Below are 9,706 nucleotides of genomic sequence, written 5' to 3'. Positions count from 1 at the left end.
GCAGGAAGCGGCGGGCAGGAAGCGGCGGGGGCCCGTCCCCGCGCCCCCGCCGCTTCCTGCACCGCAGGTCCACGTTCACGTCGTCATGTCGTACGAGCCCGAGCCGGAACTCACCCGCCGCCAGCGCCTCGCCGCGGCCCTGCGCGTGATGCTCGGCCGCCCGTGGAAGATCTGCGCCGCCCTCACCCTCGCCCTGATGCCCATCCCCGGCATCGGGTACAGCGCCGCCACGACGTGGGCGTACGCCGTCGGCCAGGCCCGCGAAGCGTGGGGCCAGAGCAGCGGCTACGCCCTGGCCGTTACACCGCTCGTCGTCGCCCTGGTCCGCATCAGCCACGGCGGCACCCTGCCTCGACTGCTGCTCCTCGCCATCGCCCTTGTCGGCGTCACCGGCGCCATGCACCTCTACGACCCCGTCACCTGGATCACCGGAGTCCGCCCGTGAACACCGCCACCACCGGCGCCAGCCTCGCCGCGTGCGCCTTCGCCGTTGTCATCCTCGCCGTCCAGCTCCGAAAGTGGTGGCGCGGCGGCCGCGCACCCAAGGACCTGATCCACACCGTCCAGGGCTTCCTCATGGGAGGAATCGCCACCGTCTGCGTCGGAGGCCTCGGCGGCTGGCTCGCCGGGTGCACCCGCCAGATCGCGAACGGTGGCGGCGGAAAGATCGTGACCGGGGTGACCGGCGCACCCTCCAGCTCGTCCGTCACCACCGCCTCGCTCGGCCAGCTCTCCGAGGAAGGCGCCGTCGTCGTCTGCATCCTCTTCGTCCTGGTCATCGTCGGATACATGTCCGCGTCCAAGGAAGAGAAGGGCCGCCTCCTCGCCGCCATGGCCGCGGGGATGATCCTCTGCGCCACTGCTGGCGTCGCGGGAATGCTCGACGGCCTTCCCGACCTGCTCAACGGCCTTGGCCTGTCCGGCAGCAACATCCTGAACCGGAGGGCCTGATGAGCCAGCCCAAGAGCGCCGCCGTGCAGCGCCGTGCCCGCACCCTCACGGCCGGGCAGCGCGTCCTCGTCCGCCGCCTGGCCGAGCGCGCCGCGGCCTGGGTCCGTGCCGGCCGTCGCGACGACCTGGACGGGGTCGCCGCGATCCTCGGGTGCGCCCTGCGCCTGGTCCTGCTCGGCGCCGGAGCGTACGGAGCGTGGTGGCTGATCCGCCGCTGGCCCGTCGTCCTCTGGGCCGCGGTACCGCTCTGGTGCTGGGCCGCCATCCGGGCCATCCCCGGCAAGGGCGACGAGGAGGAGCCCAAGCAGCCCGCGCAGCTCCCCTCCCGCGACGCTGTTCTCCTGCTCCTCCACGAGGTCCTCGGCGACCGCGACGCGGTGCACCTCTCCGAGGTCCTCCAGCACCTCCAGTCGAAGGGGCAGGGGAAGGGCTGGAAGGTGCAGCACCTGCGCGCCCGCTTGGAGGCCCTCGGGATCCCCGTCGAGCTGAAGCTCAAGGTGGGCCGGAAGGGGCCGACGCGGGGGATCCTCAAGGCCGCCCTGCCGCCCCTCTCCCAGCCCAGGGAGACAGGGCCGTCTCCCACCCCGTCTACCGCCGTCTGACCTGCATGTCTTCCACGCCGTCTACCGGCATCTACCCATGATCTTCCGACGGATCTACCGCCGGTTTCCCTACCACCGAGAGGACCCAGATGACCGCCGACTACAACGAGATGACGAACGCCGACGTGATGAGCGGCGAGGAGATGCACGAGTACGACCAGGCGGCCGAGGCCCTGCTCGACGCGCAGGACGAGGAGCGGTGGGCCGCCGAGGAAGCCGCCGCCGAGACCCGTGCCGCCGCCGACCCCGACGACGAGGAACCGTGGGAGGGCCTCGCCCACGGCGAGGAGCGCTGAGCCCAACACCAACCCTGGGGCCGACCGCATCACTGCCAGGCGAACGGCCGGCCCCGGTCACCCATCCCCATCAGAGACAGGACCCGCATCATGGCACTGCTGAAGTCGATCAGCCTCTCCGGCCTCCAGGCGAAGAACGAGGCCAGCCAGGCGCAGCGCGCCGCCGAGCAGGCCGCCGCCCAGGCGCCGACGCCCGACCCGACCCCCACCACGACCACCGATGACACCAAGCAATGCTGACGCCAACGAATGACCAATAGTGTGACTGTTGCGTCATTACGCACGAACAATGCCGAATGTAATCCGCTGGCAATTCGTCAAGCAGATTCGCGGAACCAGTAGACTGACCGGACCTGGTGTACACATCCCGATGTTGGACACCAACGACGAGGAGCCCCACTCCGGCCAGAGCAGGGCCCCTCATCGCAGTTCACGAGCCCGGTCGCCTAGCAGGAGACCGGGCTCGCTGCGTGTTCCAGCTGCCGGTTCCGACCGTTCTCATGCGCGGGCGCTCAGCTGTACTGAGCGAACTGCCCCGCTAGGGCGATGATCGCCACCAGGATGCCCACCGCAGCCAACCAGACCTGCGCCCGCTCGGCACTCGTCCACTTCCTGCGGGGCTTCTCCAGATCGGAACTCAACCCCCCACCTCCGGTCATCCTCCACCGGCACCCGTGTGGCGCCGTACCGGCCCCACAGAGGAGACCGGATTCTTCGAACTTGCCCCGCAGCGAAGCAAGTTATGGAGGACTTCGTTTGGCGCTCGCCAGTCTACTGGTACGCGCGGGCCCGATCCCCAGTCAGCGACAACTACACTCGCACCATGCCCCTGACCAGGCATTTCCTCAACCACGAAGTGGTGTAAGTACACCACCGTCCCTCAAAAACACCTCACTTGCTTGCTCCATCATGGATCTGCCTGCGGCTTTCCTCATCGAGCATTTCCGTGAAATCAAGGCGCGCCAGCCAGCAGCTCACCACTTGCACATTCGTGATCAATGCCCCATCCTGTCCCCAAGTCCGGCGTGCCCGGACGCAGAAGCTGCTCCGGCCCTGAGCCGAAGCCCTGGAGGTCCACCGAGCAGGCACGGCACCCCTGTCACCGGACCAAGACCTAGCCCCAGCTCACACGCCCACCGTGGGGCTGCTGGGGCTCTTCCATGTCACAGACCGGCCACTTCCCCCCGAACCCCCCATCGCGCACCAGATGATGTCGCCCTCATCACGCAACGTCCTGGGGGGACCATGCGCACCAGAACCACCGCGGCCGCCATCACCGGCGCCGCCCTGCTCCTCGCACTCGTCGGCTGCTCCAGCGAGCCCGACGACAAGCCCGAGACCAAGCCCAGCCGCGTCACCAGCTCGGCGTCCGCCGACCCCGAAGCTGCCGCCCAAGCCTGTTCGGACGAGGTGTACGCCCACATCAGCGCCGGCAACCAGCTCGGCGCCGACGAACCGCGCCCCGACGCCTGCGCCAGCATCCCCGAAGCCGACTACCTCGACACGCTCCTGGCGGTCACTCAGCAGGTCAACGAGAACGGCCGCGACGACCTGGAGAAGCAGATAGAGGACGCGGCCAGCGCCGACACTGAGTAACCAGGGGGTGGCGCCCGTGGCCGGCAACCCCCGCAACGGGCGCCGCTACCGCGACCTCTGCGTCCGGCAGCGCTCCCTCGGCCTTCCCTGCTGGCTGTGCGGCCACAACATCGCGTACGAGATCACCGGCCCCGAGGCGGGCAAGCACCGCGACGCCTTCACCCTCGACCACTTGATCCCGCTCAGCCGCGGCGGCGACCTCCTCGACCCCGCCAACGCCCGCAGCGCACACCGCCGCTGCAACTCAGCGCGCGGCAACCGCACCACCATCAAGCAGCCCCGAGGCTCCCGGAGGTGGTGACCACGCCCACCTACCGCTACGACCTCACAGGCCCCGCCCGCTGGCTGAACTACCTTCTCAGCGAGCCGCGCGAGGCGGCCTACTGCATTCCGCGACGGATCGCCTGCCGCCTCTTCAGCTGGCACAACGTCACTTGCCGGGGCCTCCCGGCACCGCACCCGCGGAGTTGGTGACCATGCGTATCTGGCCCGGATGGCGACTGCGCCTTGAGCGCACCACCCCGAAGCGTTGCCGCTTCACCCTCAAGACAGCAGGCGACCCCATGCGCTGCATCTTCCACGCTGGGCATCCCGACCACGGGCACAACTGCTCTGACGACCTCACCTCGCCGCCCGTCGCTGCCGCCACTTGGAGGCCGCGGCCATGAGCGACGAGGTGCAATGCTGGCACACCGAGCCCGGCACCCCCTGCGACTGGGACGCCTGCCGCCAACCCGAGCGCCTCGCTGCTGGTGACGCCGGCACCGACCCACTGGAGGTGCCCACCATGGCCAGCAACCAGACCACCACACTCGTCCGCTGCCCCGCCTGCGACGAACGGATCACCACCACCGTCCAGGTCACCTACCAACGCGGCCGCGACGCGACCATGGCCTTCGACCTCGACCCCGTACGCGCACACCTGCAGACCCACGTCCCAGGGTTCACCTTCGAGCCCTCGGCCACAGTGACAGTGACAGCATGAGCGACATGGACGACCTGATCGCCTTCCTCCGCGCCCGCCTCGACGAAGACGCCGCGCTTGCGACGAGCGGTGAGACCTGGTCCGCGTTCGACGAGAGCACCCAGGGCACCCGGCGAGTGGACGTCGACCACTCCTTTGAACGTGTCGTGGCCTGCACGCGGTCCTGGCGCGGCGAGCACATCGCCCGCCACGACCCGGCCCGCACCCTCCGCGAGGTCGACGCCAAGCGTGTGCTGCTCGCCGACTACGAGCGGTTCGTTGCCGAGCGCCGAAGCATGATGGGCGGCTGGGACAGCTACCCCGAGCCCTCGCCCGTCCTGACGGCCTTCGCCGCCGTCTACGCCGACCACCCCGACTACCGGCCGGAGTGGCGACCATGACCGAACGGACCGTGACCCTTGCGAGCGCCGACCTCCTCTCGAAGTGGGGCTTCAGCGACTTCGACATCCAGCCGAACGCCCTGTGACGCCGTGCTCTACGTCATCACCGGGCCACCCGCCGCCGGCAAGTCCAGCTGGATCAGAGCCAAGGCCAAGCCCCGCGACATCGTCATCGACCTCGACCTCATCGCCCTCGCCATGGCCGGCCCCGGCGCAGACCACCACGACCACAGCCCCGAGCTCCTCCGCGTCGTCTACCGCGCCCGCCAAGCCGCCATCGCCGAGGCCGAGCAGCTACTCGACCGGGCCGACGTCTACCTGATCCACACCATGCCCGGGGCCAAGGCGCGCACCCGATACAAGCGGCTCGGCGCACGGATCATCACAGTCGATCCAGGCGAAGCGATCGTTCGACAGCGAGTCAAAGACATGCGCCAGCCCGCCATGGAGGGCGTCGTCACCCGCTGGTACCGGGACCGCCGCAAGGGCGGATCACGCCCGGTGACCACCCAGGCCTCCCGCGACTGGTGACCGCTCACTGATCACCACCGAGGCGCGGACTCGACCGCTGCCCGTGATCATCACGGCCGACGATCACGGGCCCGGGGGAGAGAGTGGATCAAAAGTTCAACCCGGAGGCGGGCGACCCAAACGCCCTTGTCGCCGTGATTTTTGCGCGGGCCGAAATGAAAATGATCTTCCAAAAAAGTCACTTTCCGTCACCAAGATCGACATCACTTTAAGTGACATTTCCTCCGTCACTAAAAGTTACCTCCCGATTTGTTTGACACTGCGTCAGCTTTGTGATCGGGGGTGCGGTCGTGGTCGAGGACGGAACGCGCGACGAGATCGCTCAGCTCGGAGTCGGAGAGATCGCGCCGGGCCTTGCTGATCTTGCGATCCAGCTCGCGCAGGCGATCGACGAAAGTGACGCCCCGACCGCGATCGCCGTAGCAGCGCGTGAGCTTCGCGCCACCCTCGCTGACCTGCGGAAACTCGCCCCCGTCCAGACTGAGGGGGACGCGCTCGATGACCTCGCTGCTCGACGGGCCCAGCGTCGTGGCGCATGACCTGGTACCCGTCCCTGACGCCCGGGGAGAGCAGCGGCCCCGCATCTTCACCGCCCCCGCGTACACGTCGTCAGCGGGCCAGGAGGCCGTTGAGCTGGCCGCTGTGGCTGGGCTCATGCTCGACGACTGGCAGCAGTTCGCGATGCACGTCGGGCTCGGTGAGCGGCCGGACGGGAACTGGTCTGCGTTCGAGGTGGCGATCAACGTCGCTCGCCAGAACGGCAAGGGCGGGATCATCGAGGCCAGAGAGTTGGCCGGGCTTTTCCTCCTCGGCGAGCGGCTGATCATTCACAGCGCGCACGAGTTCAAGACCTCGGTGGAGGCGTTCCGGCGGATCGTCGCGCTGGTCACTAACTGTGACAGCTTGCGGAAACGCGTCAAGGCGGTGCGGCGGACTACCGGCGAGGAGGCCATCGAGCTTCTGACCGGGCAGCGTCTCCGCTTCCTGGCCCGTAGTGGGGGCAGCGGCCGCGGCTTCACGGGCGACTGCAACATGTTGGACGAGGACATGATCCTCGGCGATGACGCGATGGGCGCGCTGATGCCGACCATGGCGGCCGTGAAAAACCCGCAGGTCTGGTATCTGGGGTCGGCCGGGATCGGCTCACCCTCCGTACAGCTAGCCCGGCTGCGACGCCGTGCGCTCGCGGCCATGGAGTCCGGTACTCCGGACCCGTCGCTGGCTTACCTGGAGTGGTCGATCAACCCCCACGTGCGCGAGTGCGGCCCCGACTGCACCGACCACGACGACCCCCTGTCGCCACTCTCCGTGGCGAAAGCGAATCCAGCGCTGGGCTATCGCCTGACGCTGGCGCACACAGAGCGGGAGCGGCTGACGATGAGTCCGGAGATCTTCGCTCGTGAGCGCCTCGGCGTCGGGGACTACCCGTCGGAGGAGGGCGACACGTGGCGGGTCATCGACGAGGAGACGTGGCGGGCGCTGGGCGACGGAACTTCCGCGATCGGCGGCACGGTGGCGTTCGCCGTCGACACGACTCCCGAGCGGTCGCACAGTGCGATCTGCGCGGCCGGGGCGAACGGGGAGTCACGCCACGTCGAGGTCATCGACCACCGGCCCGGTACGGGCTGGGTCGTCGAGCGCCTGGTCGAGCTGGTGGAGAAGTGGCAGCCGTGTGCGGTCGTCATCGACTCGGGCGGTCCGGCCGCGTCGCTGATCCCCGCCATCAAGAAGGCCCTGGAGAAGGCCGGCCGCGAGACCGTCGGTGATGAGGACCTGCTGCTGGAGATGACGACGCGGCAGGTCGCCGCCGCCAGCGGTCAGTTCTTCGACGCGGTCGCGGACCAGACGCTCGTGCACCTGGACCAGGCGCCGCTCGCCACCGCGTTGGCCGGTGCGGACAAACGCCCGATCGGTGACGGGTGGGGTTGGTCGAGGCGCGGAGTGTCGGTGGACATCACGCCCTTGGTCGCGGCCACGCATGCGGCGTGGGGCTACGCAGAGCGAGCGGATATCGAGCCTGAAGGAGCGCCGAACCTGTGGTGACTGAGCGTGTGCTGTTCGCCGCGGAGGTGGTCTTTGTGCTGGTGGCCGTGGTGGGCATCGGCCTGTGGAGCGTCCCGGCGGCCCTGCTGGTGGGCGGGGTGCTGGGAGTGCTGGCGTGCGAACGCGCGTCAGTGGGACGTGCTGCTGGTGGGCAGCACGGTGGTAGCGGGGCAGGGGGTGAGCGGCAGTGACAGGTCTGTTCGGGCTCTTCGATCGGCGGAGCGTAGAGAACCCGGCGACGCCGCTCACCTCCGCGTCGCTCGCAGAGTTCCTCGGCGGTCGGGCGACGGCGGCCGGGGTGGCGGTGAACGAGCGCACCAGCCTGCACATGCCGGCGGTGTGGCGGTCGGTGAACGTCATCTCGAACGTATCCGCGGCCCTGCCGCTGCCGACGTACGTGGCCGGAACGAAGGAGAAGAAGCAGTTCGAGCTGCTCACGGATCCGCACCCGGACCTGACGCTGCTGGAGCTGATGCGGCTCGGCTACGTACACCGGGTGCTGTGGGGCAACACCTACGTGCAGAAGATCCGCAGCCCTTCGGGCGCGGTCCGGGAGTTGTGGCCGATCACCCCGGACCGGGTCCAGGTCGAGCGCGTACGGCCGGACGAGGACCTGCCGTCCGGGAAATTGTTCCAGGTCACGGACGACTGGGGCGCTCAGCACATCCTCACGCCACACGAGATCCTCCACATTCCCGGTGTGGGCTACGACGGGCTCACCGGCTGCTCGCCGGTGCGGCTGGCGGCGCAGGGCATCAGCCTGGCGCAGGCCGCCGAGATGTCCGCAGCCCGGCTGTTCAGCTCGGGCAACATGATCGGCGGCGTACTCCAGACCGAGCAGCGGCTCAACCCGGACCAGGCCAACGCGCTGAAGGAACGCTGGAAGGCCAAGATGTCCGGCGTCGGGAACGCCCACGAGGTGGCCGTCCTCGACAGCGGGGCGAGCTTCAGCCCGGTCGCGATGCCGAACGTCGACGCGCAGTTCCTGGAGAGCCGTGAGTTCCAGGTCAGCGAAGTCGCGAGGATGTTCGGCGTCCCGCTCTTCCTGCTGATGGAGACCTCGAAGAGCACCAGCTGGGGCACGGGGCTGGAGCAGCAGGCCGACGGCTTCGTGACATGGGACCTCTCCCCGACATGGCTGGCCCCGACGGAGCAGCGCGTCACGAAGGAGCTCCTGCCGAAAGACCTGTACGCGAAGTACCAGCTGGCCGGCCTTCTCCGCGGGGACAGCGCAGCGCGAGCCACGTTCTACCGGGCGATGCGAGACGTCGGCGCCTACAGCGCGAACGACATCTTGGCGCTGGAGGACCGGCCGCCGCTCACCGGCCCGGAGGGCGATCTGCATCTCCAGCCGATGTACATGGCGCCGCTCGGATTCAACCCGCTGGCCGGTCAGGACGCCGCACAGGCTCCCACCTCCGGCAGCAACGCGGCCCGCGCGGCCGCGCTCATGGCCGAGGCGCAGCGCCTCATGCACACCCCCGACGAAACCGGAGAGACCACATGAGGACCCTGACGCGGGCAACGGCCCTGGAGGAGCGCCGCCATCTGCCGTTGTCCACGGCTGAGGTGGCGGTCCGGGCGGGCGAGGACGGCGCGGCGGCCGAGCGGTTCTACGGATACGCCGCAAAGTTCAACTCGCGAACTTCGATCGGCAACCCGCTGAGGTGGGGCTTCTACGAGGAAGTCGCGCCAGGCACTTTCACCAAGACGATCAGCGAGGGCGACGCCCGGATGCTGATCGACCACAACACCTACTACGTGGTGTCGCGGGTGTCCGCCGGCAGCCTGGCCCTGGCCCAGGACGCCTACGGCCTCCCGGTCGACTCCGCCCTGGATCCGGCCCTGTCGTACGTCCAGGACCTGAAGGCCAACCTGCGGAACGGGAACATCACCGGGATGTCCTTCGGGTTCCAGGTGGTCAAGGACGTGTGGTCGTTGATCGACGTCGAGACGACGGACGGCCAGACCGTGCAGGCGGAACTCCGGACCATCCAGGAGGTCAAGTTGTTCGAGGTGTCGGCCGTGACCTTCCCGGCCTACACCGACACCGAGGCATCTCTCCGCGCCGTGGCCACCGCCCTGGCGCACCGCGGAGACCTCGCCGCGATCGAGCAGCGGGCCCAGTACCGGCCCGAGCTGCTCGACATGCTGACCACAGACGATCGCGAGCCGGGTGAGTCCACTCGCGAGAGCACCACCGAGGACACCGCCGACGAGGCGCCCGAGCCGGCTGATGCCACTCGGGATGAGCGCGCCGCGCGGGACCTCCGCATGCGGGCACTGGCCGCACGGTTCAGCCTCCCCCGCAAGTAGCACCAC

General features: G+C 69.0%; 17 protein-coding genes. 16 read left to right on the top strand and 1 reads right to left on the bottom strand.

The genetic code is table 11. The features are described from left to right. The 5 genes from EAO72_RS26470 to EAO72_RS42200 form a co-directional block, all read left to right on the top strand. The coding region (locus tag EAO72_RS26470) for a hypothetical protein (RefSeq protein WP_222724123.1) at positions 1-445 on the top strand (445 nt) is incomplete at its 5' end. Next, positions 442-951 carry a hypothetical protein gene (locus EAO72_RS26465; RefSeq protein ID WP_148019701.1) on the top strand — a complete coding sequence of 170 codons (510 nt, stop codon included), beginning with the start codon at positions 442-444 and terminating at the stop codon, positions 949-951. The genes EAO72_RS26470 and EAO72_RS26465, both read left to right, overlap by 4 nt. Then, positions 951-1,553: a hypothetical protein gene (locus EAO72_RS26460; protein WP_148019700.1), complete on the top strand. Its 603-nt coding sequence runs from the start codon at positions 951-953 to the stop codon at positions 1,551-1,553. The genes EAO72_RS26465 and EAO72_RS26460 overlap by 1 nt, the downstream gene beginning before the upstream one ends. Before the next feature lie 89 nt (positions 1,554-1,642). After that, a complete protein-coding gene (locus tag EAO72_RS26455; RefSeq protein ID WP_148019699.1) occupies positions 1,643-1,849 on the top strand; it encodes a hypothetical protein in 207 nt (68 codons plus the stop codon). Positions 1,850-1,939: 90 nt separating this feature from the next. Then, a complete protein-coding gene (locus EAO72_RS42200) occupies positions 1,940-2,089 on the top strand; it encodes a hypothetical protein (RefSeq protein WP_187285221.1) in 150 nt (49 codons plus the stop codon). A 272-nt stretch (positions 2,090-2,361) separates the two neighbouring features. On the opposite strand, the gene EAO72_RS43340 is transcribed toward EAO72_RS42200, so the two are convergent. Continuing rightward, positions 2,362-2,490 carry a hypothetical protein gene (locus EAO72_RS43340; RefSeq protein ID WP_261991643.1) on the bottom strand — a complete coding sequence of 43 codons (129 nt, stop codon included), beginning with the start codon at positions 2,488-2,490 and terminating at the stop codon, positions 2,362-2,364. A 604-nt stretch (positions 2,491-3,094) separates the two neighbouring features. Between EAO72_RS43340 and EAO72_RS26450 the strand changes: the two genes are divergently transcribed. The 11 genes from EAO72_RS26450 (at position 3,095) to EAO72_RS26400 (ending at position 9,700) form a co-directional block, all read left to right on the top strand. Further along, on the top strand, positions 3,095-3,445 hold the full coding sequence (locus EAO72_RS26450; RefSeq protein WP_148019698.1) for a hypothetical protein: 351 nt from the start codon (positions 3,095-3,097) through the stop codon (positions 3,443-3,445). Positions 3,446-3,461: 16 nt separating this feature from the next. Further along, positions 3,462-3,746 carry an HNH endonuclease gene (locus EAO72_RS26445; RefSeq protein WP_148019697.1) on the top strand — a complete coding sequence of 95 codons (285 nt, stop codon included), beginning with the start codon at positions 3,462-3,464 and terminating at the stop codon, positions 3,744-3,746. Continuing rightward, positions 3,740-3,919 (top strand): hypothetical protein, encoded by a 180-nt coding sequence (locus EAO72_RS26440; protein WP_148019696.1) that lies wholly within the window; start codon positions 3,740-3,742, stop codon positions 3,917-3,919. Before EAO72_RS26445 ends, EAO72_RS26440 begins: the two co-directional genes overlap by 7 nt. 190 nt (positions 3,920-4,109) lie before the next feature. Further along, positions 4,110-4,430 carry a hypothetical protein gene (locus tag EAO72_RS26435; RefSeq protein ID WP_148019695.1) on the top strand — a complete coding sequence of 107 codons (321 nt, stop codon included), beginning with the start codon at positions 4,110-4,112 and terminating at the stop codon, positions 4,428-4,430. Next, a complete protein-coding gene (locus EAO72_RS26430; RefSeq protein ID WP_148019694.1) occupies positions 4,427-4,810 on the top strand; it encodes a DUF6221 family protein in 384 nt (127 codons plus the stop codon). The genes EAO72_RS26435 and EAO72_RS26430 overlap by 4 nt, the downstream gene beginning before the upstream one ends. A gap of 90 nt (positions 4,811-4,900) precedes the next feature. After that, positions 4,901-5,341, top strand: a complete 441-nt coding sequence (locus EAO72_RS26425) for an AAA family ATPase (RefSeq protein ID WP_148019693.1) — start codon at positions 4,901-4,903, stop codon at positions 5,339-5,341. A 290-nt stretch (positions 5,342-5,631) separates the two neighbouring features. After that, positions 5,632-5,880, top strand: a complete 249-nt coding sequence (locus tag EAO72_RS26420) for a hypothetical protein (protein ID WP_148019692.1) — start codon at positions 5,632-5,634, stop codon at positions 5,878-5,880. Further along, positions 5,840-7,384, top strand: coding sequence for a terminase (locus tag EAO72_RS26415; protein WP_261991642.1), 1,545 nt, complete (start codon positions 5,840-5,842; stop codon positions 7,382-7,384). The genes EAO72_RS26420 and EAO72_RS26415 overlap by 41 nt, the downstream gene beginning before the upstream one ends. Beyond that, positions 7,378-7,575 (top strand): hypothetical protein, encoded by a 198-nt coding sequence (locus EAO72_RS26410; RefSeq protein ID WP_148019691.1) that lies wholly within the window; start codon positions 7,378-7,380, stop codon positions 7,573-7,575. Before EAO72_RS26415 ends, EAO72_RS26410 begins: the two co-directional genes overlap by 7 nt. Further along, positions 7,572-8,891 carry a phage portal protein gene (locus tag EAO72_RS26405; RefSeq protein ID WP_148019690.1) on the top strand — a complete coding sequence of 440 codons (1,320 nt, stop codon included), beginning with the start codon at positions 7,572-7,574 and terminating at the stop codon, positions 8,889-8,891. Before EAO72_RS26410 ends, EAO72_RS26405 begins: the two co-directional genes overlap by 4 nt. Further along, complete coding sequence (locus EAO72_RS26400; RefSeq protein ID WP_148019689.1) at positions 8,888-9,700, top strand: HK97 family phage prohead protease; 813 nt, start codon at positions 8,888-8,890, stop codon at positions 9,698-9,700. The genes EAO72_RS26405 and EAO72_RS26400 overlap by 4 nt, the downstream gene beginning before the upstream one ends. The last annotated feature ends 6 nt before the right edge of the window (positions 9,701-9,706 follow it).

Source organism: Streptomyces sp. OR43 (assembly GCF_008042275.1).
In the GTDB taxonomy this organism is placed as follows: Bacteria; Actinomycetota; Actinomycetes; order Streptomycetales; family Streptomycetaceae; genus Streptomyces.
This window is presented reverse-complemented; position numbering and strand designations above follow the sequence as displayed.